At 51.1% G+C, this 16,943-nt stretch carries 19 protein-coding genes and 2 pseudogenes; 9 read left to right on the top strand and 12 right to left on the bottom strand.

The features are described 5' to 3' along the window. Positions 1–45: 45 nt before the first annotated feature. The 6 genes from B498_RS11535 to B498_RS23115 form a co-directional block, all read right to left on the bottom strand. On the bottom strand, positions 46–468 hold the full coding sequence (locus B498_RS11535) for a GFA family protein (protein WP_008501278.1): 423 nt from the start codon (positions 466–468) through the stop codon (positions 46–48). Positions 469–470: 2 nt separating this feature from the next. After that, positions 471–668 carry a hypothetical protein gene (locus B498_RS11540; RefSeq protein WP_008501277.1) on the bottom strand — a complete coding sequence of 66 codons (198 nt, stop codon included), beginning with the start codon at positions 666–668 and terminating at the stop codon, positions 471–473. Positions 669–707: 39 nt separating this feature from the next. After that, on the bottom strand, positions 708–1,157 hold the full coding sequence (locus tag B498_RS11545; protein ID WP_008501276.1) for a hypothetical protein: 450 nt from the start codon (positions 1,155–1,157) through the stop codon (positions 708–710). A gap of 177 nt (positions 1,158–1,334) precedes the next feature. Next, positions 1,335–1,688 carry a DUF1294 domain-containing protein gene (locus B498_RS0121450; RefSeq protein ID WP_021240259.1) on the bottom strand — a complete coding sequence of 118 codons (354 nt, stop codon included), beginning with the start codon at positions 1,686–1,688 and terminating at the stop codon, positions 1,335–1,337. Positions 1,689–1,783: 95 nt separating this feature from the next. Then, a complete protein-coding gene (locus B498_RS11550) occupies positions 1,784–3,307 on the bottom strand; it encodes a cyclic diguanylate phosphodiesterase (RefSeq protein ID WP_008501274.1) in 1,524 nt (507 codons plus the stop codon). 202 nt (positions 3,308–3,509) lie between these two features. Then, complete coding sequence (locus tag B498_RS23115; protein WP_126287803.1) at positions 3,510–3,719, bottom strand: hypothetical protein; 210 nt, start codon at positions 3,717–3,719, stop codon at positions 3,510–3,512. A 288-nt stretch (positions 3,720–4,007) separates the two neighbouring features. Here B498_RS23115 and B498_RS11555 point away from each other — a divergent pair, with 288 nt between their 5' ends. After that, complete coding sequence (locus B498_RS11555) at positions 4,008–4,418, top strand: ASCH domain-containing protein (RefSeq protein WP_008501273.1); 411 nt, start codon at positions 4,008–4,010, stop codon at positions 4,416–4,418. A gap of 33 nt (positions 4,419–4,451) precedes the next feature. Here B498_RS11555 and B498_RS11560 read toward each other — a convergent pair whose 3' ends face one another. Continuing rightward, the gene (locus tag B498_RS11560; RefSeq protein ID WP_008501271.1) at positions 4,452–4,967 is read right to left on the bottom strand and encodes a GNAT family N-acetyltransferase; all 516 of its coding nucleotides are present in this window, start codon (positions 4,965–4,967) and stop codon (positions 4,452–4,454) included. Between the two features lie 286 nt (positions 4,968–5,253). Between B498_RS11560 and B498_RS11565 the strand changes: the two genes are divergently transcribed. Both B498_RS11565 and B498_RS22275 read left to right on the top strand, forming a co-directional pair. Next, on the top strand, positions 5,254–5,622 hold the full coding sequence (locus B498_RS11565) for a hypothetical protein (protein WP_008501270.1): 369 nt from the start codon (positions 5,254–5,256) through the stop codon (positions 5,620–5,622). Positions 5,623–5,676: 54 nt separating this feature from the next. Continuing rightward, positions 5,677–5,919 (top strand): annotated as a pseudogene (locus tag B498_RS22275) (integrase core domain-containing protein); the annotation flags it as partial. Here the strand turns inward: B498_RS22275 and B498_RS22270 are convergent. Continuing rightward, positions 5,884–6,600, bottom strand: coding sequence for a YnfC family lipoprotein (locus tag B498_RS22270; protein WP_008501268.1), 717 nt, complete (start codon positions 6,598–6,600; stop codon positions 5,884–5,886). The pseudogene B498_RS22275 and the gene B498_RS22270 overlap by 36 nt on opposite strands. Positions 6,601–6,752: 152 nt before the next feature. Here B498_RS22270 and B498_RS23355 point away from each other — a divergent pair. Both B498_RS23355 and ttcA read left to right on the top strand, forming a co-directional pair. Continuing rightward, positions 6,753–6,842 (top strand): annotated as a pseudogene (locus B498_RS23355) (hypothetical protein); the annotation flags it as partial. Positions 6,843–6,877: 35 nt separating this feature from the next. Further along, a complete protein-coding gene (gene ttcA / locus B498_RS11570) occupies positions 6,878–7,813 on the top strand; it encodes a tRNA 2-thiocytidine(32) synthetase TtcA (RefSeq protein WP_008501267.1) in 936 nt (311 codons plus the stop codon). Positions 7,814–7,855: 42 nt separating this feature from the next. Here ttcA and dbpA read toward each other — a convergent pair whose 3' ends face one another. The 4 genes from dbpA to B498_RS11585 all read right to left on the bottom strand — a co-directional run bounded on the left by dbpA (position 7,856) and on the right by B498_RS11585 (position 11,994). Continuing rightward, positions 7,856–9,229, bottom strand: a complete 1,374-nt coding sequence (gene dbpA, locus B498_RS11575; RefSeq protein ID WP_008501266.1) for an ATP-dependent RNA helicase DbpA — start codon at positions 9,227–9,229, stop codon at positions 7,856–7,858. A gap of 27 nt (positions 9,230–9,256) precedes the next feature. Next, complete coding sequence (locus tag B498_RS23350; RefSeq protein ID WP_304665500.1) at positions 9,257–9,421, bottom strand: hypothetical protein; 165 nt, start codon at positions 9,419–9,421, stop codon at positions 9,257–9,259. A 291-nt stretch (positions 9,422–9,712) separates the two neighbouring features. Further along, positions 9,713–10,696, bottom strand: a complete 984-nt coding sequence (zntB, locus tag B498_RS11580) for a zinc transporter ZntB (RefSeq protein ID WP_008501265.1) — start codon at positions 10,694–10,696, stop codon at positions 9,713–9,715. Positions 10,697–10,851: 155 nt separating this feature from the next. Continuing rightward, positions 10,852–11,994, bottom strand: a complete 1,143-nt coding sequence (locus tag B498_RS11585; RefSeq protein ID WP_008501264.1) for a methyl-accepting chemotaxis protein — start codon at positions 11,992–11,994, stop codon at positions 10,852–10,854. Between the two features lie 457 nt (positions 11,995–12,451). On the opposite strand from B498_RS11585, the gene B498_RS11590 reads away from it, so the two are divergent. From B498_RS11590 to B498_RS11600, 4 genes are all read left to right on the top strand, one after another. Further along, complete coding sequence (locus tag B498_RS11590) at positions 12,452–14,575, top strand: putative bifunctional diguanylate cyclase/phosphodiesterase (protein WP_008501262.1); 2,124 nt, start codon at positions 12,452–12,454, stop codon at positions 14,573–14,575. A gap of 92 nt (positions 14,576–14,667) precedes the next feature. Next, positions 14,668–15,903, top strand: a complete 1,236-nt coding sequence (locus B498_RS11595; protein WP_008501261.1) for a sensor domain-containing diguanylate cyclase — start codon at positions 14,668–14,670, stop codon at positions 15,901–15,903. Between the two features lie 74 nt (positions 15,904–15,977). Beyond that, positions 15,978–16,118 carry an Ecr family regulatory small membrane protein gene (locus B498_RS23110; protein WP_021240268.1) on the top strand — a complete coding sequence of 47 codons (141 nt, stop codon included), beginning with the start codon at positions 15,978–15,980 and terminating at the stop codon, positions 16,116–16,118. Between the two features lie 217 nt (positions 16,119–16,335). Beyond that, the gene (locus tag B498_RS11600; RefSeq protein WP_008501260.1) at positions 16,336–16,899 is read left to right on the top strand and encodes a DJ-1/PfpI family protein; all 564 of its coding nucleotides are present in this window, start codon (positions 16,336–16,338) and stop codon (positions 16,897–16,899) included. Positions 16,900–16,943: the final 44 nt, after the last annotated feature.

Here is a 16,943-nt window from a genome sequence, read left to right as displayed (position 1 = left end):
ACCCTCCACTATAGCCAGGCTGATTACAGAGTGGCCAGGCGGCAATTACGCCTGACCTGTTCCTTTCTTGCGAAAAGAGAGGTAGCCAAACACCCCGCTATCTCCATCCGAGGGATGGTTAACCCCGTCCATCACCGTCACTTCAGGGAAATCGAACGGTGAGACGTTATCAAAGCAGGCCACATTCACGCCGTATTCGTTTGGATTAGAACGCCGCTGATGGAACGTGTAAATTCCGCACACCGAGCAGAAAAAGTGCCGTGCCGTTCCCGTATTGAAGCGGTACTCCGTGAGCTTATCCTCACCTTTGGTCACGGTAATCCCTGACAGCGGCGCAGAGACGACGACCGCACCCCGCATGCGACAAAAGGAACAACTGCAGCGCCGCGCGGTATTCAGGCCATCCGTTAGCGCAACGGTAAAGGCCACCGCGCCACAATGGCACTGCGCATGACGAATATCAGCCATGGCTAGATCCCCTTCCTCACCAGGTCAGCAGCCTTGACGAAAACCTCATCCTCTACACCATCGCCTTTCTGCCTGCCGAGCCTGACCAGCTCATCAACAATGCTGTCGCGATCGATTGGTTTCTGGGCAGAAACCAGACCAATAACGGCCGCCCCAATCGCCAACCCCACTAATCCTGTTTGTTCGTCTTTGTTCTTCATACTCATGCTCCTGATACAACAAACAAGCGTAGCATGATTTTAAAAGCGCGGGGTTAGCCCGTATTTTGGCGCTTTGATATTTGCTGCCCAAATTTTGATATCGTTTTGCAGGAGAATAGTGAAATCAGATTTCAGATGCGTCACCATGCCATTAACGCTGTCCGCATCCACCACTGAAAAATGTTCAATTCTGTTCTTTCCTATTTGAACACAATTATATTTGGCGGGCAGCACCTTACCATTCACATTAAGCGGCAGATTATTCTCACTACAGCGGCCTTCCGTAATATATGACACCAGCAAATTAGCGGATTTTCTCCCAGGCTGGGATACGCTCACCATGACGGGAAAACCTTCCGAGGTCTGCGTCATATCATAAAGCACCGCATTTTTCATATACCAGGTATTATATTCCCGCTCCTGAAAAGCGGACCAGGCAGGTGCAGAATAAAGCACCAGCGCTGCCAGCGTAATAGAGACTATTTTCATGGGATGTTGCCGTCCGTGTTGTTGCACGTATTATTCAGATTGTGCAAAAAACAGCAACAACTTAAGAATAGTCCTACTACTATTGGCAGTGATGGAGGATTTATTCACGACGCGCTATCCGAATGACCGTCTTATCAACGTAGTGCTGGCATCTGAAAAACTCAGGTTAACTTGATGTCAAAACGGCCATAAAGAAGAAACAGGCGAGAAATGGTAAACCGCCGCCATCACGGCGATGCTAACGACAATGCTTAAGAAGAAGTAGGTTTTAAACGGCTGCTTTTGTGTTTTATGGCGAAAGAGCTGTTGGCCTACAATCGCGCCAGGCCAGCCGCCCGTTACGCCAAATACCAGCAGCGTGGCTTCCGGCACCCTGCGCATGCCTTTCCGCGCCGCCATTTTATCGGCGCCATACATGACCAACGTCAGCATATTGATCAGCAGAAACCACATAGCCAAAGGGCTCGAGGTAAAAAGACTGCCGATCGCAGCAAAGATCAGAAGTAAATAACAAACGCGATTGAGGGTCATAGTACTGGCCAGAGAAGTGTTGAGCGGTTTTCGACGCCGCATTATACGCTACTTATGAATGTATCGGGCGGGAATTGCTGACAACAGGACAAACGTCACTCCACCCTCACTTTAACCTTTGGCTTCGATAACAGAATTTTTATCAACTCCTTAAAAGGAACGGGTTTGTAGAAGAAGTAGCCCTGTAAAAACGTGATGTTATTGCGCATGAGGTAATCAAGCTGTTCCTGGGTTTCAACCCCTTCCGCCACAATACGGATTGACAGTTTTTTTGCCAGTTCCAGTACCGAATCCAGGATCAGGGTGGAATCCTCATTGGCATTCACTCTGGCAACAAAGCTTTGGTCGATTTTGATGTAATCAATGTGCAGGTCCTGCAGGTAGGACAGGCCAGAATATCCCGTTCCAAAATCATCCAGCGCGATTGCAAATCCCTTGTTATGCAGCCCATTCAGGGTCTTAACGAGATGTTCATCTACGTGGAGAGGTTCACGCTCGGTCACCTCCACAACGAGGTTAAGATCCTGTTGCACAAAGCTGCGCTTGTAATTCAGACACTCTTCAAAAAAGGTAGAGGCAACGATATGAGACGCACTGAAGTTAATCCCGACATGAAATCCTTCCGGCAGCAGCGTAGAAATTGCATTCATCTGCGTTGCAACCTGACGCATTAAGCTTTGGGTTAAGGGAATGATTAGCCCTGTTTTCTCAGCAAGAGGAATAAATGACGAGGGAGAAATAAACCCGGATTGCGAATGCTTCCATCTGGCCAGCACCTCTACACCGCGCAAGGTGCCCTCTTTTCCGCTCACGACGGGCTGGTAATAGGGAATAATTTCATTTCTGTAGATGGCAGTCCGCAGCGATTCTTCCGGCGAAATATCCTTAGACAGATATCGCTGCAGAAGATAAGCAGAAAGAGAGGAAACGAGCAGCAGAAATAACACCACTCCACCGGCCTGGTCGAATAATCGCGTTAGGCTAAAAAGAGGCGGAGCGTTAAATTGAATCGCGAAGGCATAATCAACGTCTTTTACCGTCAGAACATCGTTGTTTGAATGGGCTGCCGTCAAGACATCGCCTGATTGGCCTAAACGACGATTGCCGACCAGCAGCGAATACGCCACGCCACGTAGTGGCATATTCAGCGCATCCCGGATATGGCTGTCGCTGATGCTCACCATGATTCGGCTTCCGGCATGGTTTGTCTGGTATAAGAGAACCGGCAGGCCGTTGACCGTACTTTTCGATGGAACAAGTAACAATGGCGCTTCAGGCAGCGCTGAGCCGTTAACCAACAACACGCGGTTTCCCGGCAAGGAGGAGCACCATACCGCATCTTTTTTCAGAATAACGATCGTTCTCAGATGGGGTTGTAATGCCGCTTCAGTGCCGAGCCGATACTGTCCTTCAGCATCACACTCATTCTCAGCAAGCCGCATTGCAACCTGGGTCGCATGATGCGCTTCTGTAAGAATGACGTGCATATTCCTGACGACGTAGTGCGCCCCTGCAAGGCTGTCAGCCCGCGCCGAGTACCAGACCTGGATATTGATGATAAAAACGCCCAGCACAAAAATTGCCGTGGCTGCAGCTATGGAGATAGGTGCATGGCGCATTCAGGGTTCTCGACTCGAGTGACGTTGCCGCTTCGGTGATGCTGAAGTGATTGAATTATCTTCGCCTTAAGCATGGTTGATAAAGAAAGAAATACCATGTCCGCCGTCAGAAATTTTCCCCAAACCAGGCTCCGTCTTTGCACCTTCTCAAATGGGTAAATAAAAAGGCCGCCGAACGGCAGCCTTGGTTGTTAAGTGCTTATTAGTATTGCTTTATTGTCTTGACCGGCGTTCTTTCTGACCAGTCAGGCCGCTCGCCAGCCATGATTGCACGCTGTTGTGATGGCGTCACAGACTGCGTTATTTCAGGCATCGACTTGTATTCAGGTTGCTTAGGTGGGTTGAGAACCAGATCGGAGCTACAGCCTGACAGCAGCAAAACCGCCAGTAGAGATGTATTAAGCTTGAACACGCTAACCCCTTCCAATGGGATATAAGTTACAAAAAATGCGTGGTGCCGATAGCATCCCGATGACTCGTTACTGATTATAACGTCACGCGCCGGGCTGCAGGCAGCAGATTCACCACACAAATAACCCCATAAGAATATATTTACACAGCCAATGCATGCAACCCTTTGTATTCCAGGCAGCCTGTGTACAAAAGTAGAAGGAAAGCCGATTACGCTTCAAATATCGAGGGAGTTTATGCTAAAACCGCTATTATGTTTCTTATGGTCAAGGATTCAGAAGGGATTTGAATGGTTAAGGTTGAAGAATTAAAAACGAAGTACCCAGGCGCAGCGGCCTGGCAAATGGGTGACAGCCCGGAACTGGCGAACGCGCTTGCGGACCTGATTAAAAAAGGGCTCAAAACGGCCACCTGCGGATCTTTTGCCTCGTACTCGCAGGATGTATCTGCTCCACGGATAGGAAGCCACAACATAATCCTTGATGGTCAGAATGTCCCGGTCTGTGTGATCCGGCTGGTTTCCATGCGACTGGTGCGTTTTTGCGATGTTAATGAGGAATTCGCTCGCAAAGAGGGTGAAGGTGATTTAAGCCTTGAATACTGGCGGAAAGAGCATCAGCGATTTTTCTTCCGCGAAGGCCATTTTTCTGAAGATATGGAACTGATCGCAGAAGAATTTGAATTGGTTGAGGTGCTGTAAGCTGAGATAAAGTGGCAGAGATGTGTCGCTTAATTAAGCAGGCTTACTCATGTTAAGCTCGTACACAACGCATTCCGTATCGTAATGCCGCTCTATGGCTTTATAAGACATACCTACCCTTTTCATTACACGCTGCGATGCGATATTTTCTGGATCGGCCACGGCCACCAGATAAGATGCTCCCACCCGTTCTACAGCGTAATCAACGATCGCTTTCGCTGCCTCTGTAGCATAGCCTTTGCCATTGTGTTCAGGCACGAGGCGCCAGCCAATCTCTAATGGTGCCCCCTCCACGTTCGCCAGGTGCTGGAGGCATGCTGCACCAACGATCGCACCAGAAGATTTCTCTCTGATAGCCCACCACGAGAAGTGATACTTATCCCAGCGAGCCTGCACCATTCTGATGCCCTCCCAGGTTTCTTCGGGCGTTTTAACGATACCCTTATTGATATAGCGCATCACCTCAGCATCACTATCCATTACCCTTAAGCCTTCATAATGTGAATCATTAAAGGGTTCAAGGATTAAGCGGACCGTTTCTACATTCATCTTAAATTCCTCTTGCATTCAGCCAGGACCTTCGTTGAACTCGTCCCGATAAAACACCCTAGCACAATGTAAGTTACTTCCGCTCTGGCACACAGGGATCATGGGTGGCGCAGGGCTTGTGCTTTGGTTTACGTCTTGTCGAAGATTTTATATCAAATAATGACTGCTTTCTCCCATGGAAGGAAAATCAATGGCGTTATGCGCTAGCGGTGATATTAACCATTGAATGGATCTAATCTCGCTAATTGCCCTACAATGCCTAACTTACAAGCTAAAGGAAAATGACATGTTCCCCTTTCTGAACACATTTAAGCGATTAATAAGCAAACAGCAAGAAACACATACCGCTCCTCAGAAATATTCAAATGAACAGCTTATCCAGTGGGCTACCGGTTGCATGCTGGAAGGGCTCCCGGATGACTTCTACCAGGCCAGACTGCTATGCACTCGCCAATCCGATCCTGAAAACCCCGATGGATGGATAGTCAACGTTAATCATGATGTGATGCTTAACCCTGACTCCGAATATGAGCGGTTCCAGCCAGCCGATGACCTCTACCCTACCCAGTGTGTGGAAATGTTACTTGATGGCAAGGAATGGAGTAATGCATCAATAACATTCAATAAAAAAAACGCATCGTTTAAATGGAGTTAGCCATTACCAAGCCCAACCTCAGATGAACATTGTAATGGTTTATCCGATAAGCAAGTCAAGCAGGGTAAGCCGACGCAGAATGCGTTTATCGAACGGTTCAACCGGACGTACCGGACAGAAATCCTGGATTTTTACCTGTTCTGAACGCTGAATGAAGCCCGGGAAATCACTGAACGCTGGCTGAATGAATACAACAGCGAGCGTCCTCATGAATGCCTGAATAACCTGACGCCGGAGGTAGCTTATTGGAATCGTTTAAGTCTAGTAGAATTCAACTTTCGTATGCGCTGTCATTGAAACTGGTTTCGGCGCCGGATTACCTGCGTTCTGTACTGTGGCATTACATATTTCAGGCACAAGCATTTCGTTATAATGACAAGAACTGGTTGCTGTATACCCCTCCGAGAAAACTGATGAGTTTATTAGTTTATAATCAAGAGGCTTTCTTTTTTTATCAACATAAGATATTTCATTTTTAGACATAACGCTTTCTGAACTATAAAATTCAGAGCGCGTCAAATTATCGTCTTCATCATAAAAATGTTCAGATATTTTTTTGCCTAAAAAATAGGTGTCTTTAATTAATCCATTCGGGTAAAGAGTGTAACGCAACTCGTCACCATTTTCATTTTTACTCAAAATGTGACATTTTTCATCAAGTTGTATTGAGAAAGGCTTGCCATCTCTATGGCCAATAAGACTTCCATTTGTATATTTTAGAATGGTTTCATGCCCAGAAGAAACATTATCAAGGTTTAAGCTATCAACACAACCATTTTTATTCAGTCTGATGGAGATTTTATAAGTAATTTTTCCATTCTCCTCAACATCAGTATCTAAGGATTTAACAGCCCCCTTAACTGGATTGAAATCAAACATAGTCGATAAGTTATAAAGTAGAGGTATGTAGTGATTTTCTGCAAAAGCCATGCTTGAAAATAAGGAAGTACAAAGGAAAAGAGTAGAAGTTTTTATCATTTTTAAAATCTAAGCTCAAATTACCCTCAAATTAAGTAAGCTCATTACAGCATGCTTACTGCTAATCTTCAACATTGATACTGACGGAGATGATTGCGTCACAACTGCGCCGTTTGCCGTAAAGTCGCTATCGTATCCAAACGTCTGAACGCTACCCTTTATCACGTAACGGCGCCAGATTTCACGCAGCAGTAAAACGTGCTGGCATTCGCCGCCGGAATCCGTACCATACGCGGCATACAATTTTTGCCCCTGCTGGCTCCGAAGGTAGTACTCAATGCAACAGAATCAAGAGATTAACAAAAAAGAGCAATACAACCTGAATAAACTGCAAAAGCGACTACGCCGTAACGTGGGCGAAGCCATTGCAGACTTCAACATGATTGAAGAAGGCGACCGCATCATGGTTTGCCTGTCAGGGGGTAAAGACAGCTACACCATGCTGGAGATCCTGCGTAATCTTCAGCAAAGCGCGCCGGTGAATTTTTCCCTGGTGGCGGTCAACCTTGACCAGAAACAGCCGGGCTTCCCGGAGCACATTCTGCCGGAATACCTCGAAAATCTGGGCGTTGAGTACAAAATCGTCGAAGAAAATACCTACGGTATTGTGAAAGAGAAAATTCCTGAAGGGAAAACCACCTGCTCTCTGTGCTCTCGTCTGCGCCGCGGTATTCTGTATCGCACCGCGACCGAGCTGGGCGCGACCAAAATTGCCCTGGGCCATCACCGCGACGATATCCTGCAAACGCTGTTCCTCAATATGTTCTACGGCGGCAAGATGAAAGGTATGCCGCCTAAGCTGATGAGTGATGACGGTAAACATATTGTGATCCGCCCGCTTGCCTACTGCCGTGAAAAAGACATTGAGCGTTTCTCTCAGGCGAAAGGGTTCCCGATCATTCCATGTAACCTCTGCGGCTCTCAGCCGAACCTGCAGCGTCAGGTGATTGGCGACATGCTGCGCGACTGGGATAAGCGCTATCCGGGTCGTATCGAAACCATGTTCAGCGCCATGCAGAACGTCGTTCCTTCCCATCTCGCGGATGTGGAACTGTTCGACTTTAAAGGCATCAATCACGAGTCAGAAGTCGTGAACGGCGGCGATCTGGCGTTTGACCGGGAAGAGATCCCGATGCAGCCAGCAGGCTGGCAGCCGGAAGACGATGACAATCAGTTTGAAGCGTTGCGTCTGAACGTGCTTGAAGTGAAGTAAGCGGTTAGCGTCTCAGAAACACCGTCTGAGACGCTTCATGCTTTATTTCAGCAGACGTACGCGGCAGGTTTTACCCTTAATTTTCCCGTTTTGCAGCTGCTTCCATGCCTTATGGGCAACCGCATGGCGAACCGCGACGTAGACATGCGCCGGATGGACCGCAATCTTACCGATATCTGCCCCGTCCAGACCCACATCCCCGGTCAGTGCACCGAGTACATCACCAGGACGCATCTTGGCTTTTTTACCGCCATCAATGCACAGGGTCGCCATTTCGGCCTCCAGCGGCACAAGGCTGACGCCGGCTGGGGGATTCATCCAGTTCAGCTTAATCTGCAGCATCTCAGAGAGAATATTGGCGCGCTGCGCCTCTTCAGGTGCGCAGAAGCTGATCGCCAGACCGCTGTTTCCTGCGCGCGCGGTACGGCCAATACGGTGCACGTGTACTTCCGGATCCCACGCCAGCTCAAAGTTCACGACCAGCTCAAGCGATTTGATATCCAGGCCGCGCGCAGCGACGTCGGTCGCCACCAGCACGCGGGCGCTGCCGTTGGCGAAACGGACCAGCGTCTGATCGCGATCGCGCTGTTCAAGATCGCCATGCAGCGACAGTGCGCTCTGCCCGGCGGCATTCAGGGCATCACAAACCGACTGACAGTCTTTTTTGGTGTTACAGAACACCACGCAGGAGGCAGGCTGATGCTGGCTCAGTAATTTCTGCAGGAGCGGGATCTTCCCCTGCTGCGAAGTTTCAAAGAACTGCTGTTCGATGGCCGGCAGCGCATCTACGCTGTCGATTTCAATGGTAAGAGGATTTTTCTGCACGCGCCCGCTGATGGCGGCGATAGCTTCCGGCCAGGTTGCGGAGAACAGAAGCGTCTGGCGATCGGCCGGTGCGAAACGGATCACTTCGTCAATGGCCTCGCTGAAGCCCATATCCAGCATCCGATCGGCCTCATCCATCACCAGCGTTTGTAGCGCATCCAGCGAGACCGTGCCTTTTTGCAGGTGATCGAGCAGGCGTCCCGGCGTCGCGACAATAATGTGCGGCGCATGCTGCAGCGAATCACGCTGGGCACCGAACGGCTGCCCGCCGCAGAGGGTTAAAATCTTGGTGTTTGGCAGGAAACGTGCCAGGCGACGCAGTTCACCCGCAACCTGGTCTGCCAGCTCGCGGGTCGGACACAGCACCAAAGACTGGGTCTGAAAAAGCGCCGCATCGATATGCTGCAACAGGCCAAGGCCAAAGGCCGCCGTTTTCCCACTGCCTGTTTTCGCCTGCACGCGCACGTCACGGCCCTCAAGAATGGCGGGTAAGGCGGCCGCCTGAACAGGCGTCATCGTGAGGTATCCCAACTCGTTGAGGTTAGCGAGTTGGGCATCGGGCAGAACATTCAGGGTAGAAAAAGCGGTCACAATTGTCTCTCGTGGTGATCTTTGCGGTCAGATGGCGCGTATCCTCGCAGATCTCGCGGTCCGATGCGACAATTTAATCGGTTCTTCATCGGGCGGCGGGTCGGGCATCGGCTGGGGACGCGGGATGGGATCGGGCATAGGTACCGGATCGCTGGGGATAGGATCGGATTGACGCGATTGTGGCAGTAGCAGAGCGTTAAGGATGCTCATCATTCCCTCCATAATTTGCTGTCATCCCTTTTAGGGTAGACGCTCAGAATCAGGAGGCAAAAAAAAGCCGACTATGAAGTCGGCGTCGTACGAATCAATTGTGCTATGCAGTAATTCAAAAAAGGAAGTAAGACAATATGGAGCGCAACGCCCATCGCTTGACGTTGCATTCACCTGCGGGAGTAATATTGCACCTTACGGGGTAGATGTTTATTGACTTCGCTCAATTAAAAGAGCGTTTTAATCCCGGAAAAAGATGGAAAAAGCGTAAATTTACAGCCATTTACTACGATGCAACCACCATGCAACACCCCCAATCAAAACAACTAACATCACGCAAAACGCCGTAAAACCGTAGCGATAAGCGCCACCCGGAATTCCGCCCAGGTTGACGCCAAACAACCCGGTCAGAAACGTGCTCGGTAAAAACACCATCGCCATCAGGGACATCATATAGGTTCTTCGCGCCAGCGACTCCTGCATCACCTGCGCGATTTCGTCCGCCATCACCGCCGTTCTGGCAATACAGGAATCAATTTCATCCAGCCCGCGGCCCAGCCTGTCGGCAATATCCTGCATTCTGCGCCGATGATCGTCGTTCATCCAGGCGAGCCTTTCGTTGGCCAGCCGCGCATACACGTCGCGCTGCGGCGTCATGTAGCGGCGCATAACAATCAGCTGCTTGCGCAATAAGGCCAGAAAACCGCGCGGCGGGATCTGCTGATCGAGCAGGTTATCTTCCAGGTCGATGATTTTGTCGTGCAGCTCTTCAATAAACTCACTGGCGTGATCGGTAAGCGCGTCACAGACGTCCACCAGCCAGCTGCCGCAGTCGATCGGCCCTGTGCCCTCTTTCAGTTCGTTGACGATGTCATCCAGCGCCAGGACCTTACGCTGTCGGGTGGAGACAATCAGCCCATCGTCCATATAGACCCGCATCGCCACCAGCTGATCCGGACGTTCATCCGTGCTGCCGTTAATACAGCGGAGGGTAATCAGCGTCCCGTCACCCATGCGGCTTACGCGGGGCCGCAGGCTTTCACCCGCCAGCGCATCGCGCACGTTATTGGGCAAGAGCGGGGTCGACGCCAGCCAGTCAGCGCTTTCCGGATGGGTATAGTTCAGATGCAGCCAGCAGGGATGCGCACTGTCGATCGCATCATTATCTTCCAGCGGTCGGGCACCGCCGCGGCCGTCCAGCACCCACGCAAAAACTGCGTCAGGAACGTTAAGTTCAGATCCTTTAATGCTTTCCACAGCACCTCCACCTTTTTAACTCTTTCGGTGTCAGTCTAGCTTTCATGAGGGGTTAAGCAACAACTATGTATTCCATCGCGCTGAAATCGCTCGGGAAATGAGCTGGGTGGGCAGATGTATGCAAAAAGCCTGGCATGCCAGGCTTTGTGTCGCTTTCAGAGAGAGTGCTCTGGCTGCTGGAGGAAGGAGGGTGAGCCGGTCGGTAATGGGGACGAAGACCCGTGATCCAATCTAAAATTCCGCGTGCGGGCCTGGAGTTCAATCACCTGATTGCGCAGTACATCCGAGGAGCCGTTGAGTTCCTCCGCCATCGCCACGTTGCTTTGCGTGACCCGCTCCAGCTCCGATAGCGCCAGCGTGATCTGGGAAATACCTTTCTCCTGCTCAGACGTCGACGCGGAGATTTCATCCATTAAGCGACTGACGTTTCCCGAGCCCGTCACGATTTCATGCATATTCTTCTCTGCCTGCGACACCACGGTCGCGCCCTGCGTGACGTTACTGCTGGTGACTTCAATCAGCGCTTTGATATTCTTCGCGGCCTCTGCGCTGCGGTGCGCAAGGTTTCTGACCTCTTCCGCAACGACAGAAAAACCTTTTCCATGGTCGCCCGCTCTTGCCGCCTCAACGGCCGCGTTGAGCGCCAGAATATTGGTCTGGAACGCAATGCCGTCAATCAGCGAAATAATCTCCGTCATCTGCTGGGCGCATTCGGTAATGGACTGCATATTGTTGGCAACCTGCCCCATCAGCTCCCCGCCCTTACGCGCCTGCAGCGTCGCCATATTCGCCTGTTCACTCGCCAGGCGGGTGTTATCGGCGTTATTTTTAGTGCTCGCCGCCATTTGCTCCATGCTGGCTGCGGTTTGCACTAAAGACGCGGACTGCTGTTCGGTTTTGACCGAGAGCTGAGCGCTACGTGTCGAGAGCTGATCCGATAAGGTCATGGCGGTTTGCGATGACGCCCTGATCTCACGCACCAGCGTCGCAATGTTGCCGGACAGGCTGTTGATCCCGGGAATGAGTCGCCCCGCACAGTTATTGCCAAACTCCGGGATAGAAACCCCCAGGTTGCCGGCAGTCACCTCTTCAATACTTTTCTTCACCGTATTGATCGGCGTCACAAGATACCGGGTCATATAGACCCAAAGCAAAAATAGCGCAACGAAATTGATAACGTTAAGGGAAATAAAGAGAGAGGGCTTGCTGGAAATTAGAACAACGACACCTGCGTTTACCAAAAATAGCGATAAAAGGAACCCGATAATAAAGGTTCGGACACTAATATTTCTTAGCATGATGATACCCACATTTTATATTTTGGTCGGCATCTAGACTTATAGCATTGGCACAAACGTTTTTCCTCGGAAACTTCACGGGTTTGTTGTTTCGCCGTTAGCAACCTGGGATTTAGCTTAAGTCAGATGAAAAAAGCGTATTAGTGAAAATGTTCTTCGCAGCATGCTGTGATACTGGTCTGCCGCCACGTTAAGCGATACCATCCGCTGCGGCGAACCGATACAATCGCCGTTATATTTAAGGAGCTTTGCTACTTTTATTCGCTCTTGTTTAGCAATGCTTAATACGTTAACAATGAGAATATATTTTATATTCTTAATGCGATGTAGAGTATTAATATGACTGGTCATGCTTCACGATAAATAACTAATATTGTTTGAATGCGCATGTTCGTTGCCAGATTAAGATGTGCCCGGCAGGCGAAATCGGTAACCCTCTCAGGCGTGGGATTGCATAATGCTCAATATATCGTGGGACCCTGTGTTAATCGCTATCTCTTATCTGGTGGCATTTATCGCCTCCTTTGTGGCGCTGGACAGTGCCGGAAAGATCCCCCTTTCCAGCCGAAAGGCTGCCCTGTTCTGGCGCATTGCCGGGGGTATGACGCTGGGGATCGGCATCTGGTCGATGCACTTTATCGGCATGCTGTCGATGCAGATGCCGATGATGATGCGCTATGACCTCTGGTTAACCCTTGCGTCTCTGGGCGTCGCGATTATTGCGTCGACCACGGCCCTTGATATTGCCGTCGCGGGGAAAAAACGTTCTTCGTTTCGACCGATCGTTGCCACGGCTATCCTGAGCGCAGGCGTGGTATCTATGCACTATATCGGTATGGCTGCCCTGATGCTGGATGGCAGCATTATCTGGGATCGCCGTATTGTGGGGTTGTCGGTGGTCATTGCCGTGGTGGCGTCCGGTACGGCGCTGTGGCTGGCTTTCCGCCTGCGAGACAAAGGGGTTTTTATCGAGCGCCTTCTTGCCGCCCTGGTCATGGGCGCCGCCATTTGTGCGATGCACTATACCGGCATGAGCGCCGCGCATTACCCGGAAATGTCGCATACCCTCCCCGGGGGGATCGGCGAGCTGGGGTTATCCATCTGGGTTTCTGTCACCACGCTCTGCCTGCTTGGCGTGATGTTAATTATTTCCCTTATCGATTCTCACCGGCGCACCGGCCGGCTGACGGATAATCTTCGACAACTCAATCGGCAGCTTGAGCTCCAGGCGCGCTTTGATGCGCTCACCGGACTCGCGAATCGCCATCAGATGGATCTCCGCATGCAGGACTGCCTGCGCAGCGCGTTGCTGAGCAACAGGCAATTTGCCGTTATTTTCCTGAACGTCGATCACTTCAAACGCGTCAACGATACCTGGGGTCACAGCGTCGGCGATGAGTTATTGATCACCGTCGCACAGCGCATCACTTCCCGGCTCTCGCGTGAGATGACCCTGGCAAGGCTGGGAGGAGACGCTTTTATCCTGCTGGTGCCGGAATGTGACGACGACAAACTCAACGCCCTGCTCGCGTCGCTGCTCGAGGATGTGCGACGTCCTCTTTCGATCTGTGGTCATACGCTTAACACGACAATGAGTGCAGGCGTCAGCCTCTATCCTCAGGATGGCGAAACGCTGCATGAACTGAAACTCAAAGCAGATGCAGCCCTGCATCACGTCAAAGACGACGGCCGCAACGGCTGGGCGCGTTACAGAACCGAGATGTCGACAGCAATCCCGGCAAAACCCGGTTTTCTTCAGGAGCTCTCTCAGGCGCTTGAGCGCGATCAGTTTGAACTGTGGTACCAGCCAACCTGGTATGCGCAAGAGAAGACTATCCATGGTTTTGAAGCCCTGCTGCGCTGGCGGCACCCTGAGCAAGGCGTTGTGCTGCCTGGTCTGTTTATCCCCTCGCTGGAGCAAACCGGCTTAATTATTCCGGTGGGCAACTGGGCCATTGAAGCGGCATGCCGACAGCTGCATTTCTGGACTGAACAAGGGTTCAGCCAGTGGACGTTATCGCTCAACTTATCCCCCGTCCAGTTCGAGCAGCCGGACATTTTCCACATCGTATCGTCGATGCTGGAAAAATATAACTTGTCCCCGTCCAGGCTGATCCTTGAGGTCACGGAGAGCACCGCGCTGAAAAATCTCGATCGCAGCATTGAGTTGCTCAACGCTTTTAATCATGCGGGGATCACCGTCTCGATTGATGATTTTGGTACGGGCTACTCCAACCTGCTGATGCTGAGCGTGCTGCCAGCAAAAGAGCTCAAGATCGACAAAAGCTTTGTAACGTCGATGCTGGAAAATGAAAAAACCTACAAGCTGGTTGAAACCATTATGAGTATCGCCCGCACCATGGAGATGAACGTGGTGGCAGAAGGGATTGAAACGGAAGAACAGCAGGCGGTTCTCACCCGTCTCGGCTGCGACTACCTGCAGGGTTACCTCTTCTCCCGCCCCTTACCTGCCGAACAGGTGCCGTGGCTGCTTCTGCAGATAAACTCAGAAAGGCAAATTATCCCCCTTAATAAAATTCAAACGGACGCCGCATTTATTTCACAAAAAAACCATGCCTGACGGGGTTTAGTAGAGTATGTTTCAAAGCAGAACACACGAGTCACGTCTGTCATGATTGTCAGGCGTATTAAGCCGATGAACAGGAAATGCCTATGTCGCAAAACGGTTTTGAAGCGCTGAACGTTATTAAAACACCCGTGTGGCTTATTTCACCCGTTTCGGAAGAGATCGTTTTTGCTAACGTGGTCGCAATGCAGCTTATGGGAGATAAGACGCTCGATCAGCTGCGTAAAGGCATCTATTCCGCGAATGCACAAGCTCTCCTGTCGATGTATGTACCTGAACTGAAAACCGAGCAGGAGATCGTCGAAATCTGGACAATAAGAAGCCGGGATGGGCTGGATACGCCGTTAAGCTGTCGTCTCTCGCTTGCCCGCTACGCCCCCTGGGGAGATGTGATTGTCTTCGAGGGGATCGCCCAACATATCCTCTCAGGACTGAAGGCCAGCCGCTCCGCAACCTACCGGCGAAAAAAACAGGGGTTTTACGCCCGTTTTTTTCAGACCAACAGCGCGCCGATGCTGTTAATCGATCCTGCCCGCGATGGTCAGATTGTTGATGCCAACCTGGCTGCGCTCAATTTTTACGGTTACTCGCATGATGGTATGTGCAGCAAGCATACCTGGGAAATCAATACCCTGGGGCGAGACGTGATGCCCATTATGACCGCGATTGCCGCGCTGCCCGGCGGCCATAAGCCGCTCAACTTTGTTCACCGCCTTGCCGATGGTTCCACCCGCCATGTTCAGACGTATGCCGGACCCATTGAGATCTACGGTGACAAGCTGATGCTGTGCATCATCCACGATATCACCGAGCAAAAAAGACTGGAGCAAGAGCTGGAACATGCCGCGTTACGTGACTCCATGACCGGGTTACTCAACCGACGCCAGTTCTACGCGATTACCGACCCCAACAATCTCAATAATCGACCTGCCCAGCAGCAGTTTAGCCTGCTGCTGGTTGACACCGATCACTTCAAAAACATCAACGACCTGTTTGGTCATTTGAAGGGCGATGAGGTGCTTATTGCCCTCTCCCGAACGCTGGAAGCCTGTAGTCGGGAGAACGACATGGTGTTCCGCTGGGGGGGCGAAGAGTTCGTCATCCTGCTGCCGCATACCTCTCTCGACACCGCGTTGCAGATTGCCGAGTCGATCCGTGCAGCCGTTGCCCGCATTACGATTCCGGGCTTACCACGGTTTACCGTCAGCATTGGCGTGGCGCGACATAACCCGGGGGAGACGATTGATGAGCTGTTTAAGCGTGTAGACGATGCGCTGTATCGCGCTAAAAATGATGGGCGCAATAAAGTCCTTGCAGCATGAAACTGGAGTATACGGGAAAGCCCCGCTACAATGCCTGCCTCGAATAAATTAACGTCAGGTGGGTAAAATCTGCAATGGGCAAAACAGAAATAATACTCACCTTAATTATTTTGCTCCTTATTATATTTGGCTTCTGGTTTATTTTTAGCGGGGAAATCTGGTATCTCGTCGAGTTTCTCGAAAATAGTCTTTACCCGACCTTCGACGCCCCTTAACGCACGTTTAATATCGTGTTTCACCTACCGAATTTGTCAGGTATCTGCCAGCCTGACGGCCGCGTAAGATACGCGTCGTTATCCTCCAACTACGTTGATAACGAATCACTTATTCACTTGCTTATGTTGCCCGTGCTCTGACGGGCTTTTTTATTTCCGGCATTTCAGCCACGCCAGGCTATATCTTAATCATCTTTAATGACAAGGGAGAGGAATGATGAGCAAGAAGATCCTGATGCTGGTTGGCGATTACGCCGAAGATTACGAAACCATGGTGCCTTTTCAGGCGTTACAGATGGTTGGTCATCAGGTGGATGCCGTCTGCCCCGACAAACCGAAGGGCGACTACATCATAACGGCAATCCATGATTTCGACGGCGCCCAGACCTATAGCGAAAAACCCGGTCACCGCTTTACCCTCAACGCCGATTTTTCCGCCGTAAAGGAGCAGGACTACGACGCGCTGCTCATCCCCGGCGGGAGAGCGCCCGAGTATCTGCGGCTAAATGAGGATGTGTTAAAGCTGGTACAGGCGTTTGACGCCGCGCGCAAACCGATTGCAGCGGTGTGCCATGGCCCGCAGCTGCTTGCCGCCGCGGGCATCCTGAAAGGCCGTACCTGTAGCGCCTACCCGGCGTGTGCACCTGAGGTCCGTCTCGCGGGGGGACACTACGCCACGATCGGCATCGATCAGGCACATGTCGACGGCAACCTGGTGACGGCTCCCGCGTGGCCCGCCCATCCGCAGTGGCTGGCGAAGTTTAATGCGTTGTTAGAATAATACGTCCCGGTCTCATCGCTGCCGGAAAGCACAGCGCGGTATCA

This window comes from Enterobacter sp. SST3, assembly GCF_000286655.1.
GTDB lineage: Bacteria > Pseudomonadota > Gammaproteobacteria > Enterobacterales > Enterobacteriaceae > Enterobacter > Enterobacter roggenkampii.
Note: the sequence above shows the minus strand (reverse complement) of the source record. Positions and strands in the feature narration are given on the sequence as shown.

Bases quoted from the DNA above. Each gene is read 5' to 3' on its own strand.
- B498_RS11535 (WP_008501278.1), bottom strand. From the start codon at position 468: ATGGCTGATATTCGTCATGCGCAGTGCCATTGTGGCGCGGTGGCCTTT.
- B498_RS11540 (WP_008501277.1), bottom strand. From the start codon at position 668: ATGAAGAACAAAGACGAACAAACAGGATTAGTGGGGTTGGCGATTGGG.
- B498_RS11545 (WP_008501276.1), bottom strand. From the start codon at position 1,157: ATGAAAATAGTCTCTATTACGCTGGCAGCGCTGGTGCTTTATTCTGCA.
- B498_RS0121450 (WP_021240259.1), bottom strand. From the start codon at position 1,688: ATGACCCTCAATCGCGTTTGTTATTTACTTCTGATCTTTGCTGCGATC.
- B498_RS11550 (WP_008501274.1), bottom strand. From the start codon at position 3,307: ATGCGCCATGCACCTATCTCCATAGCTGCAGCCACGGCAATTTTTGTG.
- B498_RS11555 (WP_008501273.1), top strand. From the start codon at position 4,008: ATGGTTAAGGTTGAAGAATTAAAAACGAAGTACCCAGGCGCAGCGGCC.
- B498_RS11560 (WP_008501271.1), bottom strand. From the start codon at position 4,967: ATGAATGTAGAAACGGTCCGCTTAATCCTTGAACCCTTTAATGATTCA.
- B498_RS11565 (WP_008501270.1), top strand. From the start codon at position 5,254: ATGTTCCCCTTTCTGAACACATTTAAGCGATTAATAAGCAAACAGCAA.
- B498_RS22270 (WP_008501268.1), bottom strand. From the start codon at position 6,600: ATGATAAAAACTTCTACTCTTTTCCTTTGTACTTCCTTATTTTCAAGC.
- ttcA (WP_008501267.1), top strand. From the start codon at position 6,878: ATGCAACAGAATCAAGAGATTAACAAAAAAGAGCAATACAACCTGAAT.
- B498_RS11585 (WP_008501264.1), bottom strand. From the start codon at position 11,994: ATGCTAAGAAATATTAGTGTCCGAACCTTTATTATCGGGTTCCTTTTA.
- B498_RS11590 (WP_008501262.1), top strand. From the start codon at position 12,452: ATGCTCAATATATCGTGGGACCCTGTGTTAATCGCTATCTCTTATCTG.
- B498_RS11595 (WP_008501261.1), top strand. From the start codon at position 14,668: ATGTCGCAAAACGGTTTTGAAGCGCTGAACGTTATTAAAACACCCGTG.
- B498_RS23110 (WP_021240268.1), top strand. From the start codon at position 15,978: ATGGGCAAAACAGAAATAATACTCACCTTAATTATTTTGCTCCTTATT.
- B498_RS11600 (WP_008501260.1), top strand. From the start codon at position 16,336: ATGAGCAAGAAGATCCTGATGCTGGTTGGCGATTACGCCGAAGATTAC.